This is a genomic window from Cochlodiniinecator piscidefendens (assembly GCF_011326755.1).
In the GTDB taxonomy this organism is placed as follows: Bacteria; Pseudomonadota; Alphaproteobacteria; order Rhodobacterales; family Rhodobacteraceae; genus Cochlodiniinecator; species Cochlodiniinecator piscidefendens.
Window position 1 is genome coordinate 913,837 of the sequence record NZ_JAAOIE010000001.1, and the last position, 21,849, is coordinate 935,685.

The 21,849-nt window shown below is 51.6% G+C and carries 19 protein-coding genes; 12 read left to right on the forward strand and 7 right to left on the reverse strand.

Features of this window, described 5'->3' with window-relative positions:
- Window positions 1-126: 126 nt before the first annotated feature.
- Entirely contained in the window at window positions 127-363 is a 237-nt protein-coding gene (locus G9C99_RS04555; RefSeq protein ID WP_168713240.1) for a carboxymuconolactone decarboxylase family protein, read from the reverse strand.
- Between the two features lie 71 nt (window positions 364-434).
- Window positions 435-1,166 (reverse strand): cyclic nucleotide-binding domain-containing protein, encoded by a 732-nt coding sequence (locus G9C99_RS04560; RefSeq protein WP_231703959.1) that lies wholly within the window; start codon window positions 1,164-1,166, stop codon window positions 435-437.
- A 441-nt stretch (window positions 1,167-1,607) separates the two neighbouring features.
- On the opposite strand from G9C99_RS04560, the gene G9C99_RS04565 reads away from it, so the two are divergent.
- From G9C99_RS04565 to G9C99_RS18410, 12 genes are all read left to right on the forward strand, one after another.
- Window positions 1,608-2,924, forward strand: a complete 1,317-nt coding sequence (locus G9C99_RS04565; protein WP_166416232.1) for an MFS transporter — start codon at window positions 1,608-1,610, stop codon at window positions 2,922-2,924.
- A gap of 60 nt (window positions 2,925-2,984) precedes the next feature.
- Entirely contained in the window at window positions 2,985-4,382 is a 1,398-nt protein-coding gene (locus G9C99_RS04570) for a NarK family nitrate/nitrite MFS transporter (protein ID WP_166416233.1), read from the forward strand.
- 65 nt (window positions 4,383-4,447) lie between these two features.
- On the forward strand, window positions 4,448-8,188 hold the full coding sequence (locus tag G9C99_RS04575) for a nitrate reductase subunit alpha (RefSeq protein ID WP_166416234.1): 3,741 nt from the start codon (window positions 4,448-4,450) through the stop codon (window positions 8,186-8,188).
- Entirely contained in the window at window positions 8,185-9,708 is a 1,524-nt protein-coding gene (gene narH, locus G9C99_RS04580; protein WP_166416235.1) for a nitrate reductase subunit beta, read from the forward strand. Before G9C99_RS04575 ends, narH begins: the two co-directional genes overlap by 4 nt.
- Before the next feature lies 1 nt (window position 9,709).
- Complete coding sequence (gene narJ / locus G9C99_RS04585; RefSeq protein ID WP_166416236.1) at window positions 9,710-10,429, forward strand: nitrate reductase molybdenum cofactor assembly chaperone; 720 nt, start codon at window positions 9,710-9,712, stop codon at window positions 10,427-10,429.
- A gap of 11 nt (window positions 10,430-10,440) precedes the next feature.
- A complete protein-coding gene (gene narI, locus G9C99_RS04590) occupies window positions 10,441-11,172 on the forward strand; it encodes a respiratory nitrate reductase subunit gamma (protein ID WP_166416237.1) in 732 nt (243 codons plus the stop codon).
- Between the two features lie 5 nt (window positions 11,173-11,177).
- Window positions 11,178-11,975 (forward strand): peptidylprolyl isomerase, encoded by a 798-nt coding sequence (locus tag G9C99_RS04595; RefSeq protein WP_166416238.1) that lies wholly within the window; start codon window positions 11,178-11,180, stop codon window positions 11,973-11,975.
- A gap of 18 nt (window positions 11,976-11,993) precedes the next feature.
- Window positions 11,994-12,569, forward strand: a complete 576-nt coding sequence (locus tag G9C99_RS04600) for a hemerythrin domain-containing protein (protein WP_166416239.1) — start codon at window positions 11,994-11,996, stop codon at window positions 12,567-12,569.
- A gap of 72 nt (window positions 12,570-12,641) precedes the next feature.
- The gene (locus G9C99_RS04605; RefSeq protein WP_166416240.1) at window positions 12,642-13,265 is read left to right on the forward strand and encodes a carbonic anhydrase; all 624 of its coding nucleotides are present in this window, start codon (window positions 12,642-12,644) and stop codon (window positions 13,263-13,265) included.
- Between the two features lie 82 nt (window positions 13,266-13,347).
- On the forward strand, window positions 13,348-14,634 hold the full coding sequence (locus tag G9C99_RS04610) for a molybdopterin molybdotransferase MoeA (protein WP_166416241.1): 1,287 nt from the start codon (window positions 13,348-13,350) through the stop codon (window positions 14,632-14,634).
- Window positions 14,635-14,638: 4 nt separating this feature from the next.
- A complete protein-coding gene (locus G9C99_RS04615; RefSeq protein WP_166416242.1) occupies window positions 14,639-15,175 on the forward strand; it encodes a DUF2478 domain-containing protein in 537 nt (178 codons plus the stop codon).
- A 112-nt stretch (window positions 15,176-15,287) separates the two neighbouring features.
- Window positions 15,288-15,785: an oxygen-independent coproporphyrinogen III oxidase gene (locus G9C99_RS18410; protein WP_231703960.1), complete on the forward strand. Its 498-nt coding sequence runs from the start codon at window positions 15,288-15,290 to the stop codon at window positions 15,783-15,785.
- A gap of 220 nt (window positions 15,786-16,005) precedes the next feature.
- On the opposite strand, the gene speB is transcribed toward G9C99_RS18410, so the two are convergent.
- The 5 genes from speB to speA are packed head-to-tail and all read right to left on the reverse strand — an operon-like array spanning window position 16,006 to window position 21,697.
- Entirely contained in the window at window positions 16,006-16,863 is an 858-nt protein-coding gene (gene speB / locus G9C99_RS04625; protein WP_166416243.1) for an agmatinase, read from the reverse strand.
- 7 nt (window positions 16,864-16,870) lie between these two features.
- Window positions 16,871-18,040 carry a carboxynorspermidine decarboxylase gene (gene nspC, locus G9C99_RS04630; protein WP_166416244.1) on the reverse strand — a complete coding sequence of 390 codons (1,170 nt, stop codon included), beginning with the start codon at window positions 18,038-18,040 and terminating at the stop codon, window positions 16,871-16,873.
- Between the two features lie 8 nt (window positions 18,041-18,048).
- Window positions 18,049-18,537 (reverse strand): GNAT family N-acetyltransferase, encoded by a 489-nt coding sequence (locus tag G9C99_RS04635; protein WP_166416245.1) that lies wholly within the window; start codon window positions 18,535-18,537, stop codon window positions 18,049-18,051.
- A complete protein-coding gene (locus tag G9C99_RS04640) occupies window positions 18,537-19,748 on the reverse strand; it encodes a saccharopine dehydrogenase family protein (RefSeq protein ID WP_166416246.1) in 1,212 nt (403 codons plus the stop codon). The genes G9C99_RS04635 and G9C99_RS04640 overlap by 1 nt, the downstream gene beginning before the upstream one ends.
- A gap of 20 nt (window positions 19,749-19,768) precedes the next feature.
- Window positions 19,769-21,697 (reverse strand): biosynthetic arginine decarboxylase, encoded by a 1,929-nt coding sequence (gene speA / locus G9C99_RS04645; RefSeq protein WP_166416247.1) that lies wholly within the window; start codon window positions 21,695-21,697, stop codon window positions 19,769-19,771.
- Window positions 21,698-21,849 lie beyond the last annotated feature (152 nt).

Consider the following 21,849-nt stretch of genomic DNA (forward strand, 5'->3'; position numbering starts at 1 on the left):
GTGATCAGCTTTGTCATAAAGTGAGCGACGTTGATACGGCTGGTAGTCCCAGCATCAAAAATTGCGCTTCGGGTTGGTGACTTGTAGATTTTGTAACCCGTGGCCTCAGTCTCATCCACTAGCTCATCAGGTCGCACTGCAACCCATTCGATCATCGGATGATTCTGACCAACGTTTAGCCAGCAACGCGACCTGATCCAGTGCAGCGTTTTCTATTCCTTCAGCACGTGCACGCCGGGTATGCGAGTGTATCGCCCCTTCAAGAGCCGCACCAATAGCGAGTGCCAGTTTGACCAATCGTCTTTCGCGATCACTTAAAGGACCAGCGTTGGCGCAAGCTTTGCCCAAATCACAATAAGCCAACCAGATGTCTGGATGTTGTTCGGCGAGGTCTCCTGCAGCACCGGGGCATCGCTTTTGTCATTTTGTTTTCCTTAGATTGAGTAATCGTCGATTAGCGAGAAAGGCTTCGCAAATTTGACGAGATCATCCTGGTCAGAAATTCGAATAAGATTTCCGTTCACTTCCACGCCGTAGGGTTGCAAGCCCTTAAACGCCCGGCTCAGGTTTTCAGGTGTCATGCCCAGGAAAGATGCCAGCCGCCTCTTTTCCATCTTGAGCTCAAATTCTTGCGGCCCTTTTGCCAAATGTTGTTGGCGCAGCAAGTAGTTTGCCAGCCTCTCAAGAGATGTTCTAAGTTTCAGGTCCTTTTGAGATTTGATCACCGATCGGTAACACTGAGCAAGTTCAGCAACGATTGCACGGGCAAAGTTGTTATCAGTGTCGAATACCCTGCGGACATCGAGACTTGGGATCAAAGCAATCCGGCTCTTTTCCAGCGTTTTGGCAGACATCAGATATGGCGCATCTTTGATTGTCGCCGCCAAAATGAAGGTAGAAACTGGCCGCACCGTCGCCATTGTCGTCTCGCGCCCGTTCCAGCTTGCAGATAGCTCAACTGATCCAGAGAGAATGACATGCAAAAAGTCGCTTTGTTCGCCCTCTGTTATAAGGTCAACTTGTGGCGGAAAATTCTGAAGATATGTTCCGCGCATTAGCGCATTAAAATTCTCGTGCTCCATATCAGAGAAAAGATGAAGCTCCCGGATATCCGGATAGTCCGACTCGGGCATACCCATATGCATCTCAAAAATCTCCTTTAACATTTATCAGTTTCAGACTTGATAAATGTCAAGGGTGCGATTGATGGTTTTTCGAACAGCAATTGACACCTCGTAGAGCCTTGCCTGACAAATATTGCTAACTCATTTATTTTGCTATGCTTTTTTACATTTCTTGATCTGGATCAAACTCACCCAACCAAGAAAGCCCGAACATCCTGTCAACGCGCAAAACCCGAACGGCGGGTCGTCGCAAGACAGTGAAGGGGACATAAAATGACAAGACTAAACAAAGCAAAGACCTCGTGGTCCAAATTTTTCAGCGTAAGAATAAAGAAGATCAATCCTGTCCACGCTATGCGGTTCTCATTTTTTGCAGGAATTGACCCGTCTTTTCCTTGGTCGTTTTCTGGCGTGAACCCGGTCCAAGCCAACTTGCCCAGCCCCGTCCAGCCAACGGGTCACGTTCGTCAGGAGAGTTGAGTTATGCACAATATCGATGATGTAACATCAGGTGAACAGTATCGCGCGCTTGGCCTTAGCACGCTGGCGTTCACGGTGTGCTTCGCCGTTTGGACAATCTTTTCGATCATCGGCGTTCAAATTAAACAGGATCTCGGTCTCTCTGAGACGCAATTCGGACTATTGGTTGCGACACCGGTTCTGACTGGATCGCTTAGTCGCATATTCCTAGGCGTTTGGACAGATCAGTTTGGCGGGCGCATTATGTTGCCGCTGCAAATGCTGATTACTGCCGTATCTGTTTGGTTACTAGCTTCGGTTCAAACCTATGCGGTCTTTTTGATGATCGCACTTGGTCTTGGATTGGCAGGCGGTTCATTTATCATAGGTGTCGCCTATGTCTCCCGTTGGTTCGAAGCTGAACGTCAGGGAACCGCGCTTGGTATATTTGGTGCTGGCAACGTCGGCGCTGCGGTAACTAACTTCGCAGCACCATTTCTGGTGATTGCGGTTGGATGGGAAGACACTGCACGCATCTATGCGGTGGCTTTGGTCATCATGGCGGTTGTGTTCTATGTCTTCGCCAAGGAGGATCCGGTTCGCGTTGAACAGCGTAAGACTGGAGCCAAACCCATATCCGCAGCCAAGCAACTTGAACCGTTGAAAGACATTCAGGTCTGGCGCTTCGCAACCTATTACTTCTTCGTCTTTGGTGCCTTTGTTGCGTTCGCATCGTTTCTGCCACGCTACTACGTCGGTGCTTACGGTGTTGCACTAACCTCTGCTGGTGTATTTGCGGGCATGTACTCATTGCCGGGTTCGGTGTTCCGGGCTCTTGGCGGCTGGATGTCCGATGTCTGGGGTGCGCGATTTGTCATGTATCTGACCTTCATTGTGTCACTGGTCGTGCTGTTCGTGATGAGTTACCCGCAAACAACTTATCTGGTGCAAGGTATTCCCTCGGCAGATGGTGAGCCCCGGATTTTCGAATTTAGCTTTGGCATTCCGCTTTACGGTTTCGTTTTCCTGACGGTTATTCTTGGCTTTGTGATGAGCCTTGGCAAGGCGGCCGTATTCAAGCACATCCCGGTCTATTTTCCTAACAATGTCGGCGCCGTTGGCGGCTTGGTAGGCATGATCGGCGGCTTGGGCGGCTTCATACTGCCAATCTCGTTCGGCATTCTTCTAGACGTGTTTCAGGTTTGGTCGGTCGTATTCATGCTGATGTTTGTAATCGTCGGGATCAGCACAATTTGGATGCATCTTGCCATTCGAAGAATGGAACGCAGCAAATACCCGGAACTGACATCTGAGACACACCTGTCTGACGTGCCACATTAACTCAACAAATCAATCCATCGGCGGGCACAATCACGCCCGCCCACACTGGAGGACGCCATCATGGCAATATCAGAAACTCAAACTACCAATAAAGGTTACATGTTAACCGATTGGCGGCCAGAAGATCCAAACTTTTGGGAAAGCGAAGGCATGCGCATCGCAACCCGAAATCTCTGGATCTCAATACCAAACCTCCTACTGGCTTTCTCTGTCTGGATGGTATGGTCCGTCGTCGTGGCTAAAATGCCGGCAATCGGATTTGACTTCTCCGTTGGACAACGTTTCTGGCTGGCAGCCCTGCCCGGTCTGTCCGGTGCAACCTTGCGTATTTTTTACAGCTTTATGGTACCAATCTTTGGCGGTCGCCGTTGGACAGCTCTCTCCACAGCCTCCCTGTTGCTACCTGCCATCGGGATCGGCTTCGCGGTTCAGAACCCTGAATCCAGCTACATGACTTTCCTAATCCTTGCGTTGATGTGTGGGTTTGGCGGAGGCAACTTTGCCTCTTCCATGGCGAACATCGCCTTCTTTTATCCCAAGAAAACAAAAGGCAATGCGCTCGCGCTAAACGCTGGTTTGGGCAACCTAGGCGTGTCTGTCATGCAATTTCTGGTGCCGCTTGTTATTACCATGGGCGTCTTCGGTGCTATCGGGGGCGAGCCGCAACAACTGTCAGATGGTGGTCAACTTTTCGTTCAAAATGCAGGCTTCATTTGGGTGCCATTCATTTTGGTCAGCGCAATCGCAGCGTGGTTTGGAATGAACGATATCGCCGATGCTCAGTCTTCTTTTTCTGAGCAATCGATCATCTTCAGCCGCAAGCACAATTGGATCATGTGTATCCTCTACACCGGAACTTTCGGTAGCTTCATCGGCTATGCCGCTGGTTTCCCGCTATTGATGCGGACACAGTTCCCCGAAGTCGATGTCTTACGCTATGCCTTCCTTGGCCCTCTTGTTGGCGCGTTGAGCCGGGCTGCAACCGGGTGGATTTCCGACAAATTTGGTGGGGGGCGCGTTACCTTCTGGACCTTCCTTGCAATGATAATCGCAGTGTTCGGTGTGTTACAGTTCCTGCCATCCGAAGCATCACCCACCGGTAACTTCTGGGGCTTTTTCGCCTGCTTCATGGCACTGTTCTTTTTGACCGGTGTTGGTAACGCATCTACCTTCCAGATGATCCCATCCATCATGCGCCAAGAAGTGCCTCGTCTGATGCCGAACCTCGACGAGGACGCGAAACTCAAGCAATCCGCACGGGAAAGTGCTGCGATCATTGCTTTCACTTCTGCAATCGCTGCTTACGGCGCATTCTTTATTCCAAAGATGTACGGCACATCCATTGCGATAACGGGTGCTCCCAACGGTGCGCTTTGGGCTTTCCTTGGCTTCTATGCCGTCTGTGCCGCGATTTGTTGGATTTTCTACAGCCGTAAATCGGCACCAGTACCCTGCTGAAACACCCAAAAAATCTCTGCTGTGCCGTTCAATCGGCGCGGCCCATCAAACAAGGAGACAGCAACATGAGCCATCTGCTCGACAGACTGAACTTCCTCCAATCAAATGAGTTGGAAAAGTTCTCAAATGGCCACGGTCATGTGACGCGCGAGAACCGCGATTGGGAAGATACGTATCGCAATCGCTGGCGCCACGATAAGATAGTGCGTTCAACCCACGGTGTGAATTGCACAGGGTCATGCAGTTGGAAGATTTACGTCAAATCCGGGATAGTGACCTGGGAAACCCAACAAACAGATTATCCGCGTACTCGCGCTGACTTGCCAAATCACGAGCCCCGCGGCTGTGCTCGTGGCGCAAGCTATAGCTGGTATTTGTATTCAGCTAACCGCGTGAAAAACCCGCTGGTTCGCGGTCGTTTGATGAAGATTTGGCGCAAGATGCGCGAAACCTTGGACCCGATTGCTGCGTGGACCAAGTTGCAAGCAGATCCGATCCTGCGTGCCTCATACGTGGAAACACGCGGTAAGGGTGGGTTTGTACGTGCGACATGGGACGAAGCGACCGAAATTACTGCTGCGGCCAACGCCTATACTGCCAAGACGTATGGTCCTGACCGCGTATTTGGCTTCTCGCCGATTCCTGCGATGTCGATGGTGTCTTACGCCGCCGGCTCGCGCTACCTGTCGTTGATGGGCGGTGTTTGCATGTCATTCTACGACTGGTATTGCGACCTACCGCCAGCATCCCCCATGACCTGGGGCGAGCAGACAGACGTACCCGAAAGCGCCGACTGGTACAACTCTGGTTACCTACTGCTATGGGGCTCTAACGTGCCACAAACTCGGACGCCGGATGCGCACTTTTATACCGAAGCCCGCTATAAAGGCACCAAGTCCGCCGTCATCTGCCCTGATTATTCAGAGGCCGCGAAATTCGGCGATGTCTGGTTAAATGCCAAGCAAGGCACCGATGCAGCACTTGCAATGGCCTTTGGCCACGTGATCTTGCGCGAATTCCACCTTGATCGTCAGTCCGAGTATTTTGAGGACTACACTCGCAAGTATTCCGACTTCCCCATGTTGGTGAAGTTGGACGAAAAGGACGGCAAAATTATCCCGGGCCGCTTTCTGCGTGCGGATGATCTGGATGGCAAACTGGGCGAGGACAACAATCCAGAATGGAAGACCGTTGCATATGACGAGACCTCCAAAGCCTTTGTCGCACCAAACGGATCGGTCGGATACCGCTGGGGCGAGGATGGCGAATGGAACCTTGAAGAAAGAGCGCATGAGGCCGAGACATACCTCAAGATGTCTCTGGTTCTGGAAGAAGATCATGACGACGTGCTGGGTGTCGATTTCCCCTACTTCGGCGGTGAGGCCTATGGCCAGTTCGCGACCGATGCCGATCACCCAGATGTCCTGACCCGCAACATTCCGGTCAAAAAGATCAAGAGCGCCCAAGGCGAGATTGCTGTCGCCACCGTGTTTGACCTGTTCTGCGCCAACTATGGTCTGGATCGCGGGCTTGGCGGTGATTGGGTTACTGACGATTTTTCTAACGACATGCCCGGCACTCCCGCCTGGGCTGAAAAAATCACAGGCGTTCCTGCGGACAAAATCGCCCATGTTGCCCGTGAATTTGCGGACAACGCTGAAAAAACTAATGGCAAGTCGATGATTATCATCGGTGCCGCGATGAACCACTGGTTCCACATGGATATGAACTATCGTGGGGTTATCAACATGCTCGTCATGTGTGGGTGTGTCGGTCAATCGGGCGGCGGCTGGGCACACTATGTGGGTCAGGAAAAACTACGCCCGCAGACCGGTTGGCAGCCTTTGGCCTTTGCGCTAGATTGGAACCGCCCGCCGCGTCACATGAATTCCACCTCTGCGTGGTACGCCCACACAGATCAGTGGCGTTATGAGACATTGAAAGCGGATGAAATCTTGTCCCCGACGGCCCCCGAAGGGGATTGGGACATCAGCTTGATCGATTACAACATTCGCGCTGAACGTATGGGCTGGTTGCCCTCTGCACCGCAGTTAAAAACCAACCCGTTGGAGGTCGCAAAAGCGGCAAAAAACGCGGGCAAGGAAATCCCGGCTTATGTAGCCGAGAACCTGAAATCCGGTAATCTAGAAATGTCCTGTGAGGATCCTGACAACCCGGCCAACTGGCCAAGGAACCTATTTGTGTGGCGCTCTAACTTGCTGGGGTCTTCCGGCAAAGGGCACGAATACTTCCTCAAACACCTGTTGGGCACCGATCACGGCGTCTTAGGCAAGGATCTGGGCGAAGATGGCGGCCAACTGCCCAAAGAAGCAAAATGGCACAAAGATGCGCCACGCGGCAAACTGGACTTGCTGGTCACGATCGATTTCCGCATGTCCACCACAGCCGTCTATTCGGACATCGTTCTGCCAACGGCCAGCTGGTATGAAAAAGACGACATGAACACTTCGGACATGCACCCGTTCATTCACCCGCTTCAGGCAGCGGTTGATCCTGCGTATGAAAGCAAATCAGACTGGGAAATCTTCAAATCTATTGCGAAGAAATTCCAAGAGATCACACCGGGCTACCTTGACAAGGAAACAGATATCGTCGCTTTGCCGATCCTGCACGACACCCCTGCCGAGATTGCGCAAGATCAGGTGAAGGACTGGAAAAAAGGCGAATGCGACCTGATCCCCGGCAAAACTGCGCCGGCGTATGTTGCCGTCGAGCGGGATTATACCGCGATCTATGACCGTTTCACCGCACTTGGCCCCATGCTTGACAAGCTTGGGAATGGCGGCAAAGGCATCAGCTGGGATACCCAAGAAGAGATCGACAATCTGACTGCACTCAATGGTGTGCAACTGGATGGCGCAGCCGCTGGTCGTCCAAAAATCGAAAGCGCGATTGATGCCTGCGAAATCATCTTGATGCTGGCACCCGAAACAAACGGTAACGTAGCAGTTAAAGCGTGGAAAGCGCTTAGCAAAGCCACAGGACGCGAGCACGCGCACTTGGCCGAGGGAGAACATGGCAACAAAATTCGCTTCCATGACATTGCAGCCCAACCGCGCAAGATCATCTCATCACCCACTTGGTCGGGCATCGAAAGTGAAAAAGTCAGTTATAACGCAGGCTACACCAATGTGCATGAACTGATCCCGTGGCGCACCCTGACTGGGCGACAACAGTTGTATCAGGATCACCTGTGGATGTTGGCATTTGGTGAAGGCTTTATGTCCTACCGCCCGCCAGTTGACCTGAAAACGATCACCAAAGATGTGCAGGATGAAGGCGACAATCTTGTGCTGAACTTCATCACACCGCACCAGAAATGGGGCATCCACTCGACCTATTCCGACAACCTGCTGATGCTGACGCTGAACAGGGGTGGGCCGGTGGTCTGGATTTCTGAAGTAGACGCGAAGTCCGCGGGCATCGTCGATAACGATTGGATCGAGGTCTACAACGCCAACGGTGCGTTAACCGCGCGGGCCGTGGTGTCCCAGCGGATCAAAGAAGGGACAACCTTCATGTATCACGCGCAGGAAAAGATCGTGAACACACCCGGTTCTGAAAAGACAGGGCATCGGGGCGGCATCCATAACTCGGTCACCCGCACCGTCCTAAAACCCACCCACATGATCGGTGGCTATGCCCAGCAGTCCTATGGTTTCAACTACTACGGAACTGTCGGATCAAACCGCGATGAATTCGTGGTCATCCGCAAAATGAAGAAAGTGGACTGGCTCGATAAAGAAAAAAGCTGGAAAGCACCTGCACAGGAGGCAGCGAAATGAGAGTCCGCGCACAAATCGGCATGGTGCTGAACCTCGACAAATGTATCGGGTGCCACACTTGTTCTGTCACTTGTAAGAACGTCTGGACGAGCCGCGATGGCGTTGAATACGCTTGGTTCAACAACGTTGAGACAAAACCAGGTACGGGTTATCCGACAGATTGGGAAAATCAGGACCGTTGGAAGGGCGGCTGGGAACGGACTAAATCCGGCAAGCTCCAGCCGAAACAAGGGGCCAAGTGGCGCATCCTGTCCAACATATTTGCCAACCCGTCTATGCCTGAAATCGACGACTATTATGAGCCGTTTGATTTCGACTATGACCACCTGAAATCCGCGCCAGAAATGGAGGCGTTTCCAACGGCCCGCCCCCGTTCCAAGATTACGGGTGAACGGATCGAGAAGATCGAGAAGGGGCCAAACTGGGAAGAAATCCTTGGCGGTGAGTTTTCAAAGCGGTCGGAAGACTACAACTTTGAGGGCATCCAGAAAGAGATCTACGGGGATTATGAGAATACATTCATGATGTACTTACCCCGTCTTTGCGAACACTGCTTGAACCCGGCTTGCGCGTCTTCCTGCCCATCCGGCGCGATTTATAAGCGCGAAGAAGACGGTATCGTGCTGATCGACCAGGAAAAGTGTCGCGGCTGGCGCATGTGTGTGTCCGGCTGTCCCTATAAAAAGATTTACTACAATTGGGAAAGCGGCAAATCCGAGAAATGCACATTGTGCTACCCACGGATCGAGAGCGGCAATCCGACTGTCTGTTCGGAAACCTGCGTCGGACGCATCCGGTACTTAGGCGTCATGCTATATGATGCCGACAAGATCGAAGATGCGGCGAACATGGAGGACGAACAAGACCTTTATGATGCGCAGCTGGGCGTGTTCCTTGATCCCAACGACCCCGAAGTGCAAGCCGCCGCTATTGCGGACGGTGTACCGCAGGATTGGGCAAAGGCCGCACAGGAGAGCCCGATCTGGAAGATGGCGATGGAGTGGAAGGTTGCCTTCCCATTGCATCCTGAATACCGGACTTTGCCGATGGTGTGGTATATCCCGCCACTCTCTCCAATCCAAAACGCCTCTGAGGCGGGTGCAATTGCCAGCAAAGACGGCATGCCGGACGTTCAGAACCTGCGAATTCCGGTGAAGTATCTAGCCAACATGTTGACAGCGGGTGACGAAAAACCGGTCGTCACGGCATTGGAACGGATGCTGGCGATGCGGTCTTACATGCGTTCCAAAACGATTGAGGGCGTCATTGACGAAGGCATCGCAGAGCGCGTCGGCTTAGACGCACGCATAATCGAAGATATGTATAAGATCATGGCCCTTGCCGATTACGAAGACCGGTTTGTCATTCCGACAACCCACAGGGAGCAGGTGGAAGAAGCCTATGACTTGCGTGGGGGATGCGGTTTTACCGACACCAATGGATGCTCGACCGGTATCTCTAAGGGCTCGCTGTTTGGCGGTTCCAAGAAACCATTAAAAATGCCAACGGAGGCGATGTGACATGACACAGATCCTAAATGACCGTACCCTCAAAGCCCTTTCCCTTATCTTGAGTTACCCGACATGCGAGCTGCAGCATGCAATGCCGGAGATAGGCGCAGTCCTCTCTTCCGACACGCGATTGACAGCAGCAGCACGTCGGGCGTTGCGCCCGTTAGTGGAGGAGCTAGCGGTGCGCGACATCTATGACCTCGAAGAGCAGTTTGTGCTGCTCTTCGACCGCTCGCGCACTCTGTCGCTCAACCTTTTTGAACACGTTCACGGTGAAAGTCGTGATCGCGGCGGTGCAATGGTTTCGCTTGTAGAAACTTACAGGGATGGCGGTTTTGACCCCGCTACCTCTGAACTTCCAGACCATTTACCCGTTCTTCTGGAATTCTTAGCCACGCGACCATTTACAGAGGCGCAAGACACGCTCGCAGATGCAGCTCACATTTTTGAGGCGCTCAATGCACGTCTCGTTCGTCGGGAAAGCCTTTATGGCGCTGTTTTCGCCTGCCTTATGCAACTTTCTGGTGTCAAAGGCGACCAAGAAGCCGTCGCCGAAATGTTGGCACAAACCGACGACGACCCAAGTGACTTGGAGGCTCTTGATGAGGTCTGGGAGGAAAGCGAAGTGGTTTTCGGACCTGACCCGAATGCTGGCTGCCCACAGGTGCGTGACATGCTTGCCCGTATGAATGATCCAGTAAATCCAACTCCGCTTACAGCGGCTGAATAAGGAGACGGCAGATGCATAATTTTCTATTTGGTATCTTCCCCTACATCGCGCTTGGTGTGGGAATTATGGGTTCGGTCGCACGCTACGATCGGGATCCGTTTACTTGGAAATCCTCGTCTTCGCAGATGTTGCGCCGCAAACAACTTGTTCTTGGTTCAGTCTTATTCCACATCGGTGTGCTTGTGATTTTCTTCGGACATCTGGGCGGTTTGTTAACGCCAATTTGGGTCTTTGATGCCCTCGGTATCAGCCACGGGGCTAAACAATTGTTGGCGGTCGTCGCTGGCGGCATTGCAGGTATCATGGCTTTGATCGGTGGCGCGATGCTTTTTCATCGCCGCTGGACCGACCCGCGAATTCGGAAAACTTCGAGTGTGTGGGACATCGCGATCCTTGCGATGCTGATTGCGCAGTTGGTTTTAGGGTTAGGTACGGTTTTTGTCTCACTCGGTCATCTGGATGGTCATGAGATGGTGAAGTTCATGTCTTGGGCGCAGGGAATATTTACCTTCGACGGAGCGGCAGCTGATCACATTTTTAACGTTGCACTAGTATTTAAGTTGCACCTCCTGCTGGGTTTAACAATCATATTGGTCTTCCCATTCACACGGTTGGTCCATCTTGTATCCGGCTTTGCTGCGCCCATTCGATACTTGTTACGGCCGGGTTTTCAGATTGTGCGATCGCGCAGACAAACTGCTTTGCCAAAACGCAATGCTAACAAATCCACCACAGCGGAGTAACTCAGATGAATTCAGCACTCTTTCCTGATTTGATCGTCAACGGCGAAATCGTACCACACACTTTGATTGCAGCGGAAACACAAAACCACGAGGGGCCTGCCGATAAGCCGGGCATCGCTTGGCGCAAAGCCGCTAACGCTGTGGCGATCCGCACCCTTCTTTTGCAAGAAGCCAAAGCCAGAAAGCTGACGGTAGAACAGCAAGAGGTTGGGCCAGGCCGTTTTGAGACCAATGAGGAGGCCCTTATCAGGGGCCTCTTAGACACCGCAATTGACGTCAAAGCCCCTCACAGTAACGCGATCTTTGCCGAGTGGGAAAAAGATCCCGCACGCTTTCGCGCCCCACCACTTTGGGAGGTATCTCATATCCTATGCGCCTGTGATCCACATGATGACGAAGCCCGCCAAAAAGCTAAGCACCGGGCGGAAGCTCTGACCGAGCTGACAATCAAAGATCCCAAAGGCTTTTCTGCCATCGCATCACAAGAGAGCGATTGTGGGTCCAAAGCATCGGGTGGCGCATTGGGACAGCTTGGACCGGGCGATACAGTTCCAGAGTTCGAAGCGATATTGCACCAGCTTGAAGAAGGTACCATCACCCAAACACCAATCCTCACCCGACACGGATGGCACATCGTTCGCATGGATGCTGTCGCGCTAGGTGAAACTCTTCCCTTTGAAGCGGTCAAACAAAAAATTTCAGACGCCATGGAAAAAGCCGCTTGGGCCAATCATGCTCGGGTGTTTGTCGACCACCTAGTCGCATCTGCCGACATAACGGGTGCGGATTTCCGACCCATCTGATCAAAGGAGGGCAAGAACATGGGCATCGACAAAAACCGCGCCGTGCGAGGGGGCTGTTCCGAACCAACTTCGCTAGCGATTTTAGCCCAACCATTGGAGTTCATCCACGATGACCACTTAAGGGAACGACACATTTGCGCAATGATTGATGAGATTGCACAGCACCATATGAAAGAAGGGGCCGTTCGCGCGGTCCTCAACTTTCTTACAAATGAACTGCCCCTACATCTACAGGATGAAGAGGAAGATATCTTTCCTTTACTCATGCGACGTTGTGAACCCGAAGACGAAATAGAACTCGCGATTTCAAAACTGACGGTCGATCATGCTCATGCAGGTGCCGACATACCAAAGATTGTTGAAATCCTTGAAAAGCTGGACGCCGAAGGCGCTAAACCGAACGAAACCGAAAGCTCGGTGCTCACTCACTTTATCGCGCATTCACGTCGGCATCTTATTCTGGAAAACGCGGTTATCCTTCCGCTCGCGCGCGCGCGTTTGACGGATGCTGACCTGAACAATCTTAGTATCCGAATGGGTCAACGCCGCAGCGTGAAACCACCACAGGAGAAACGTCATGAAGAACACGATTAGGACTGCACCACGAGGTGATCGAGGCCTCATGGTGCAAAGGCCGATCTTCTTGTTTGCGAAATGTGCGTGACAATGCTCGCTAATCTTATTGCCAGAAACCGCGAATGGGCGGAGAAAAAAACAACGACGCAACCGTCCTACTTTGCAGAACTCGCGGGACAACAGACCCCTGAGTTCTTCTGGATTGGTTGTTCTGACAGTCGCGTGCCAGCAAACGTTGTCGCTGGTTTAGATCCCGGTGAAGTTTTCGTCCACCGTAACGTGGCTAACGTGATCCATTCTTCGGATATGAACATGCTGTCCGCTCTTGAGTTTGCTGTTGAAGCACTTGGCATCAAAGAGGTCATCGTTTGTGGGCACTACGGGTGTGGCGGCGTGGAGGCAGCAACCGAAGACCTGCCCCATGGGCTGGCCGATCATTGGCTAGAGCCTATTCGTCGTCTTGCGCGCGTTTATGCAATTGATTTGGCTCAGGCCGAGAACGTCGAAGCAAGACGAGATAGACTGTCTGAACTCAATGTTATCGAAGGGGTGCGACGGGTTGCAGAAACACCAATCATACAGCGTGCATGGTCCAAAAACTGCGACCTGCGGGTGCATGGACTCATCTACGGACTTAAGGACGGGCGCCTTAGAGATCTGGAATGCACCATCGCCCTGCCCATTGGCCGAAAAGAAGAACGGAAATCAAGATGAAGAAACGTAGGGACACTACCCGCGCTAAGCAGGGTCGCTCATTCTCTCATTGCATCAAGAATCCCCCCAGAGGAGTTGCCAAATGATCGCAGTTGAAACACGGCACACGGATCACTGCAAATGCTGCACCGATGATCCCAATTCGCTGCTTTTAAGCATGGATAACGCGCTCAGCACTATCTCTAAACGGACCTCCCCCATCTGTGACACGGAAACAGTGGCCTTACATGCCGCGCAAGGTCGTGTGATTGCACAGGATGTTACCGCTCGTGCTGACGCGCCGCCGTTTGATAACGCGGCTGTGGATGGATATGCGCTGCATACTGACGCCTTGCTAGGGGACGGGCCATGGAAACTGCGCGTCATCGAACGCGTCGCAGCAGGACAGACCGCCAGACCAAAAGTGAGCGGCCTGTTTGCGACCCGCATTTTTACTGGTGCAGCTGTACCATCTCACGCCAATGCGATCATCATGCAAGAGGATGTAGCGCGTTCGGGTTCAGCTGCCACAATTGTTCGCAATGTAAAACCCGGCGCACATATTCGATATGCTGGCGAAGACATGGCAAGAGGAGACACGGTTTTGCAGCGTGGAGCAGTTTTTTCACCTACGGAGATTGCCGCCTGTGCGGCTGCCGGTTTCGGGCAAGTTGATGTCGTGCGTAAGACCCGAGTGGCCTTAGTTGTCACCGGTGATGAAGTGCAAACACCAGGTACTAGGCTGTCACCAGGCTGCATTTGGGACGTGAACACGCCAATGCTGTCCTGCTTGCTTACACGGCCCCTGATTGACCTCGTCCAAGTGGTTCACATCAACGATCAAAATCAATGCACCCATACTCTGCTGCGTGAACTTTCAGGCCAAGTGGACCTTATCATTACGTCCGGCGGCCTGTCCGTGGGAGAAGAAGATCACGTGAGGCCCGCCATTTCTGAACTTGGTGGGCAAATCGATTTCAGCGGTGTCGCAATAAAGCCAGGTAAGCCCGTGTCATTCGGTCGCTTGGGTAGAAGCCTCTGGCTGGGACTTCCTGGAAATCCCCTTGCCGCTTTCACTACATGGAAGATCTTCGGAGAAGCCATCCTACGTGCACTCACTAATCAAGAAATTCACAAGAGCTTGAGGCGGAATGTGCTGCTCAGCAAATCAATTCGCCGCAAGGCTGGTAGATGCGAGCTGCGATTGGCACAAGTCGCAGGTTTTGCCGCGAACGGACAGGAGATGGTGAGCTTTCAAGACGCCACACATTCCGGACGCGTCGGGTCTCTCCCTACGGCTGATGGCGTGATTTACCTGCCCAAAGATGTCGATTTTTTCCCCACTGGCGCAATGGTTGAGTTCCTGCCGTTTCGCCAATCAAAAGGATAATCAAATGAAGATAGCATATACAATTGCACCCGGTCAGGGTGATACAGACTTGCTCTTGGAACGCGTTGCTACACAGCTTGCGGCAAAAGGATTTCGGACATGTGGGACCGTGCAAATTAACACCGAAATGAGCGATGGACCTTGTGATATGGACGTACGCGTTTTGCCAGATGGGCCAGTGCTGCGCATTTCGCAAAACTTAGGAGCAGGATCTCGTGGTTGCAGACTTGACCCGACCATTTTGGAAATCGCCGTTGATCTCGTTTCCAAGACGCTGGACCTGGGCGCAGATCTGCTCATCGTGAACAAGTTCGGCAAGCAGGAGGCCGGCGGTCGCGGATTTCGTACCGTGATCGCTGACGCTCTTGAGCGTGACGTCCCCGTTATTGTCGGTGTCAGTGCCCTCAACCTCTGTGCTTTTGAAGAATTTGCCGGGTCAGACATCATGCGGCTTGCTCCAAACACAGCCGTCATCAGCGATTGGTACTTCAACTGTGTTGACAACATGCGGTTGGCTAGCGGCGACGTTTTTATGATCTAAATCAAAGACCTGCAGATGCTACTGTGCTGAATATGACTTCAAAGACCGAACTGCCGTTCGACCTGAACGCAATGCTGTACGATCGCGACATTCTGAAAGAGATAGAGAAGCAATGAGTGACACGTTGAAAGCCTATCCAAGCCGTAACGTGCCGCGCTACACCAGCTATCCAACGGCACCACATTTATCAAAAGACTTCAGTGCCAAGTCATATGCTGATTGGTTAATCTCCCTTCCCGCACATGAACCGATTTCGCTCTACCTACATGTCCCGTTTTGCCGAGAACTGTGTTGGTATTGCGGGTGCAACATGAAGCTTGCAAAGCGCGACGAACCCGTAGCGGCATACGCAAAAATACTGGTGAAAGAGGTCGAATTACTGGCACAGCATTTGCTGATCCTGTCATCACTGGCAGAAGTGATGCTAAAGCGGGAACGAAAAGCAATTGCCGATCTGTTCGCGATGGAGAAACCCGCGATTGAGGTAAACAACGCCGCTGGACTGCTTGCTTTTGGCGACGCCCGAACCTCAGAAGTTTACACACGAGGTGCGCAACGCAGCCTCTTAGCCGCTGAAGGCATGAAAGCTCTGGCCACGCTTGATTGGTAACGTGGCCCGCAGTCGATTTACGCGGGACACCTGATTATAAAAAAGGGAAAAACTGGTTGCTTTGGGGTTCAGGATCTCCCAGCACGCTCATCTTTCAAAAGGGAGAGTGCTGGACCAACTCAAACCCATGATTTGAAATAAAATAACAAAGTATCGCAGGCTTTGTTTCAGCCTGTGACAATTGCTTTTACACTTATGTAATTGAATTGAGCGCAAGCGCTCAATTCCGTTCAGCGCAGCAAGCCGCCATTAAACGATATACAATTTGGGCCGCTGTAAAATCCCATGCCTCATTTCCATTAGGGGCAAGTTCAACAACATCAAATCCCACACATTTGCGCCCTTTAAGCGCGTTCTCAACCAAGCGCAAAGCCTGATAATATCCCAGTCCGCCGGGCACAGGAGTGCCTGTTGCTGGCATCAATGACGGGTCCAATCCATCCACATCAAAGCTGACATAAATATGTTCGGGAAAATCATCTGGCAGATCGACGGCGAGCGTATTTTTAGTTACCAATTCCTCCGCATCTACGCAGAATACTTGATGCTGGGCACGGCTATCCACCTCTTGCTGACACAGGGCCCGCACCCCAAACTGGGCAAGCCGAACACCCTCTTCTGACAACAGATGCATGACCGACGCGTGAGAATGCTTTTCACCCTGATACGCCACCCGTAAATCTGCGTGGGCATCAATTTGAACGATACCAATAGGTTTCCCCAAAGCGCGCGACACCCCCATGACAGCACCATAAGACAGGGAATGCTCCCCTCCTAACGTGACGGGTATCTGACCTGCATTGACCGCCGACTCTGTTCTTTGTGCCAAGCGTTCCATAACGTCAGGTAGCGGTCCATCACAGTTAACTTCAGCCTCGGTGTGAATTCCGTGAATGCATGGCTCAGATCCGTTGCAAATCCGTTCAAGTTCATCTGACGCGGCGATGATTGCATTTGGTCCGCTTTTGGTACCTGCACCATAGGATACTGTGCGCTCAAGCGGCATTGGGATGACACGAAAACGCGCCGTATCTGCCCGCTCACCTGATGTCAGTTCACTGTCTAAAAAAATACCCATATCAGCCTCAGCTCAGTCGTGATTTAAAATCGTCGTAATCGAAAGACCGCACAATACGCAACGCATCTGTCTCGCTGTTCCAAAGCGCGATTGTTGGCAAAGCGACACCATTAAACGTATTGGTTTTGACCATGGAATAATGCCCCTGATCCAGAAACGCAAAACGGTCCCCTACAGATAGGGATTGCGCCCAAGTGTAATCACCGATCACATCCCCAGCCAAACAGCTCGGCCCACCTAAACGGTAGCTGTAACCTGCTTCTACTTCGTCCAGCAACGCGGGGCGATACGGCGCCTCGATAACGTCAGGCATGTGGCACGTTGCAGAAATATCAGTTATAGCAAGCTTGATGTCATTTTCAGGAAGATCAAGAATTTCACCCACCAGAATCCCCGCGTCAAGCGCAACCGCTTCGCCGGGTTCAAGATATACCTCGACTCCGTATTTGGTGCGAATGTCTTTTATAAACTCAACCAACGCAGCGCGATCATAATCAGCGCGCGTAATGTGATGGCCGCCGCCAAAATTCACCCATTTAAGCCCGTGAAGATAAGGCTGAAGCTGCGCTTCTATTGCTTCCCAAGTTCGTGCAAGAGGCTCAAACCCTTGTTCACACAGCGTGTGCATATGGATTCCATCGACGCCATCTAACGCGTCAGCATTCAACTGGGAAATGGGCATCCCCAACCGTGAGCACGGCGCACAGGGGTCGTATTTTGGGATTTCGCCTTCGGAATGTTCAGGATTGATCCGCAACCCAACCTGAACGCCACCATCCCTGCATTGCCGCAAAAACCTGATTTTCTGAGAAACTGAATTGAAAATAACATGGTCAGATAATTCAATAATTTCAGAAATTTCATCCGCTTTATAACCAGCACAAAAAGTCGCGACTTCGCCGCCATATTCCTCTCTGGCAAGCCGTGCTTCATACAACCCCGAAGCGCAAGTACCTCGCAGGTATTTACGAACAAGCGGCGCAAGCGAAAACATCGAAAACGCTTTGAGAGCGGAAAGAACATGCGCGCCTGATTCAGCACCAACATCTGCCAGGATTTTCAGGTTTCTCTCAACAGCGATTTCATCCACGACGAAGCAGGGGCTTGGGACCCGCGATAAATCAAATTCGCGGAATGCCCCGGCGTCGCCCGCCTGAGTTTGCATTATATCTGTCATAAATGCCTCTAAAGTTTAGAAAACGCAGGCGCGTACTCGACGGCAAACGGGCGCTCCAAAGCACCTGTTTTCAACTCGATCGCCATGAAGTTCTTCCCTTCGTAGGGACATGAAAACCCTTTGGCCAAAGCTGCGGAAAAGCCAAACCTGCTATAATAGTCAGGGTTGCCCAAAACAAACGCTCCGGAATACCCTTTGATCCGCGCCATATCTAAGCCAGCTTTAATCAATGAAGCACCTACGCCTTTGCCCTGCATAACCGGTGCTACGGAAACAGGAGCGAGACCTAAGATAGGCTTTTCCCCTGACATAGGGGAAAACATAATATGGCCGATAATCACCCCCACCCGATGTGCCACAAGCGAAATCGCGGAATCGCCATCCGCGCGCAACAGATCCACAAGATTGGCCTCATCCGGTTGCCCGAATGCTGCCTCGGTGATCGCATAGATCGCCTTTCTGTCTGTGTCTCGTTCCGCGCGAATGTCAAACTGCATTAGAAGTCAACCGGACCGTCTAGTTCATGAACCTGCCATGGTAAGCCATGCGCATTGAGCATATCCATGAAGTTATCTGGGTCGAGCTGCTCCATGTTCCAAACACCCGGCTCACGCCAATTGCCCTTCATCACTTGCGCGGCACCAATCATCGCCGGAACGCCAGTGGTGTAGGATACCGCTTGTGATCCAACTTCTGCGTAGCATTCTTCGTGGTCACAGATGTTGTAGATATAGTAGGTTTTTTCGCCTGACCCATCTTTGGCCTGACCGGTTGCGATGTCTCCAATGCAGGCTTTGCCTTTGGTCAATTCACCCAAATCCCCGGGGTCTGGCAACAAGGTTTTTAAGAACTGAATTGGAATGATTTCTTGGCCGTCATGCATCACCGGATCAATCCGCGTCATACCGACGTTTTGCAAAACAGTCGCGTGCATGATGTAAGCATCACCAAAAGTCATCCAAAAGCGCGCGCGCTCAATCTCAGGGAAGTGGGTCGACATTGACTCCAGTTCCTCATGATACATGAGGTACATATTTTTCGTACCAACACCCGGAAAGTCGTATTCAACTTTGTGCGTCAGGGCCGGGCTATGCTTCCATTCCCCATTTTCCCAATGACGCACTTCGGACAACACTTCGCGCAGGTTGATTTCAGGATTGAAATTCGTCGCGAAAGCCTGACCATTGTCGCCGCCATTAGCATCCAAAACGTCAATCTGGCGAATGGTTTCTAATTTATGCTTTCGCAACCAAGTCGCAAAAACGGATGTCACCCCCGGATCAAAACCTGACCCCAAGATCGCAGTCAGACCTGCCTCTTTAAACTTATCTTGATAAGCCCATTGCCAGTGATATTCGAATTTGGCCACATCTTCGGGCTCATAATTCGCAGTATCGAGATAATGACACCCCGCCTCAAGACACGCATCCATCAACACCAAGTCCTGATAGGGAAGTGCAAGGTTCACCAAAAGCTCAGCCCCGGTTTCACGGATCAACGCAGCAGTTGCGGCCACGTCCATCGCGTCAATCGCGGCAGTTTTAATGGTCACGCCAGTGCGTTCCAACACAGCGGCAGCAATCGTGTCGCATTTTGATTTTGTGCGGCTCGCCAGCGTAATATCGGTAAAAATATCCGCATTCATCGCCATTTTGTGAACAGCAGCGTGCGAAACACCCCCTGCCCCGATGACCAGTGTTTTACCCATCCGTTCTCTCCCGTCTGAGGTTATTCATAATACGTATAGCCGTTGATACTATCGCGATACGCGCTCATTAACAGTTTCCGCTCAGAGGCTTTCAGGTTCTTGGCAGAAATCGCTTCATCCACCATCTTCCGAAAGACATCGACACAATCACGTGGGTCAAATTCTACATAAGACAACACCTCAGAGATTGTATCGCCCTCTTGCTCGTGCAGCAGGTCAAAGCCGCCATCATCACGTAAATCGATGGTCGCGACATTTGTGTCACCAAACAAGTTGTGCAAATCACCCAGTGTTTCCTGATACGCGCCAACAAAGAACACACCTAAATAATAGGGTTCATTTTCTGGTAAACTATGCACGGGCAAAGACGGCGAAATTCCATCTGCGAGGATAAAGCGATCGACCTTACCATCACTGTCGCATGTAATGTCGGATAGAACCACACGACGGTCTGGCAACGTGTTTAGATTTTGCAAAGGGATAATTGGGTGAATTTGATCGATAGCCCAAACATCAGGAAGTGACTGAAACAGCGAAAAATTACAGTGATAAATATCAGCGAGTTTTTCCAGTTGCGCGTCAACTTCTTCGGTGGTTTCGACCTTGGGTGCCAACGCCTTTATCCGCGCCATAAGATGCAAATAGATTTGCTCGCCACGCGCCATTTCGCGCAACGAGACATATCCCCGCCGAAACAATGCGCGTAACTCGTCCCGGTAAAATGTCGCGTCATTCAGGCATTCTTGTAAGCGCTCTTCGCTCAGATACCCATGTACAGCCGCGAGATCAGGAATGAGGTGATGATCCCCCTCTTGGGGTTCAGGTGCGGTAGGCGCATCATAATGCGTTGCCTCAAGCACATCAAAAATCAACATCGACGATGTAGCAACAACCGCTCGTCCACTTTCGGTGACCAAAGTCGGGTGTTCAATCCCGGCTTCATCCATTGCATAGCCAACGGTTTCCACGACATTTGCGCAGTATTCTTCTGGTGAATAATTGACCGAATTTTCGGTGGCTTTCTTTTCACCTGTGTAATCGACGCCCAATCCACCACCTAAATCAAGGTGGGTAAGCGCGACACCCTCGCGTTTAAGTTCAGCAAAATAACGGCATGCCTCCCCGACTGCGCGACGCACATCATTTACATCAGGCACTTGCGACCCAAGATGGGAATGCTGCAATTTTAGGCAGTGCAACAATCCCTCGTCTCGCAGACGATCAATAACGGAAATCAGTTGATCCGAATTCATGCCAAAGCTTGATCGATCCCCAGAGCTTTCAGCCCAATTTCCACTGATTTGGTTTGCCAGCTTTACGCGCACCCCAAGCAAAGGCTCTTCGCCCAGCTCTTGGACAACTTCTAGCACGGTCTCCAGCTCTTTCGCACTTTCGAGTACGATCACCGTATTGAAACCCAGTTTGCGCGACAGGATAGCAAGACGAATAAATTCAGCGTCTTTTACACCGTTGCATACAATTAGCGCGTCTTTGGGCAGTCGATGCGCCAAAGCAATCACCAACTCCGGCTTTGACCCAGCCTCTAGACCATAAGAAAAGGGCCGGCCAAACTCTACAATGCGATCAATAACCTGCGCTTGTTGGTTGACCTTAATCGGAAACACCCCACGGTAGGAGCCTTTGTAACCAGTCCGCTCGATTGCTTCGGCGAAACTTTCATTGATCCGACGGATTTCGCTTTCAAGAAACGAACTCACGCGCAACAGAACAGGCGTGTGAACCCCGCGTTCCTTCAGATCGGAAATAATTTGGGGTAAGCTAACATGCGGATGATCCGGCTGAAGCGGATTAATCAGGCCAACGTCTCCGTCTTCCGTAACCGAAAGCAAATCATGCCCCCAGCGATCCAATCCATATAGCGAATTCGCCAAACAATCCGTTGCGCCCAATCCCGTATCTCCCTCGGCTAAGTGTGGTGATCCAGTCATACAGTTTCAGCACGCAGGTTCAAGTGTTGAAACGGCCTACTAGACCGCACAAATCAATATTTCAGCGTAATAAAACTGTAAGGTCACAACCAATAAATCTAAGGTTGTTTTAATATCCAAAACTCACTTGCGAAACCTGTCTAAAAGACCGT

Coding starts and splice junctions, on each gene's coding strand:
- G9C99_RS04635 (WP_166416245.1), bottom strand. CDS start 18,537: ATGCAGTTTGACATTCGCGCGGAACGAGACACAGACAGAAAGGCGATC.
- speB (WP_166416243.1), bottom strand. CDS start 16,863: ATGGGTATTTTTTTAGACAGTGAACTGACATCAGGTGAGCGGGCAGAT.
- narI (WP_166416237.1), top strand. CDS start 10,441: ATGCATAATTTTCTATTTGGTATCTTCCCCTACATCGCGCTTGGTGTG.
- nspC (WP_166416244.1), bottom strand. CDS start 18,040: ATGACAGATATAATGCAAACTCAGGCGGGCGACGCCGGGGCATTCCGC.
- G9C99_RS04610 (WP_166416241.1), top strand. CDS start 13,348: ATGATCGCAGTTGAAACACGGCACACGGATCACTGCAAATGCTGCACC.
- G9C99_RS04570 (WP_166416233.1), top strand. CDS start 2,985: ATGGCAATATCAGAAACTCAAACTACCAATAAAGGTTACATGTTAACC.
- narH (WP_166416235.1), top strand. CDS start 8,185: ATGAGAGTCCGCGCACAAATCGGCATGGTGCTGAACCTCGACAAATGT.
- G9C99_RS04565 (WP_166416232.1), top strand. CDS start 1,608: ATGCACAATATCGATGATGTAACATCAGGTGAACAGTATCGCGCGCTT.
- G9C99_RS04640 (WP_166416246.1), bottom strand. CDS start 19,748: ATGGGTAAAACACTGGTCATCGGGGCAGGGGGTGTTTCGCACGCTGCT.
- G9C99_RS04560 (WP_231703959.1), bottom strand. CDS start 1,166: ATGTTAAAGGAGATTTTTGAGATGCATATGGGTATGCCCGAGTCGGAC.
- G9C99_RS04605 (WP_166416240.1), top strand. CDS start 12,642: ATGCTCGCTAATCTTATTGCCAGAAACCGCGAATGGGCGGAGAAAAAA.
- G9C99_RS04615 (WP_166416242.1), top strand. CDS start 14,639: ATGAAGATAGCATATACAATTGCACCCGGTCAGGGTGATACAGACTTG.
- G9C99_RS18410 (WP_231703960.1), top strand. CDS start 15,288: ATGAGTGACACGTTGAAAGCCTATCCAAGCCGTAACGTGCCGCGCTAC.
- speA (WP_166416247.1), bottom strand. CDS start 21,697: ATGACTGGATCACCACACTTAGCCGAGGGAGATACGGGATTGGGCGCA.
- narJ (WP_166416236.1), top strand. CDS start 9,710: ATGACACAGATCCTAAATGACCGTACCCTCAAAGCCCTTTCCCTTATC.
- G9C99_RS04595 (WP_166416238.1), top strand. CDS start 11,178: ATGAATTCAGCACTCTTTCCTGATTTGATCGTCAACGGCGAAATCGTA.
- G9C99_RS04575 (WP_166416234.1), top strand. CDS start 4,448: ATGAGCCATCTGCTCGACAGACTGAACTTCCTCCAATCAAATGAGTTG.
- G9C99_RS04600 (WP_166416239.1), top strand. CDS start 11,994: ATGGGCATCGACAAAAACCGCGCCGTGCGAGGGGGCTGTTCCGAACCA.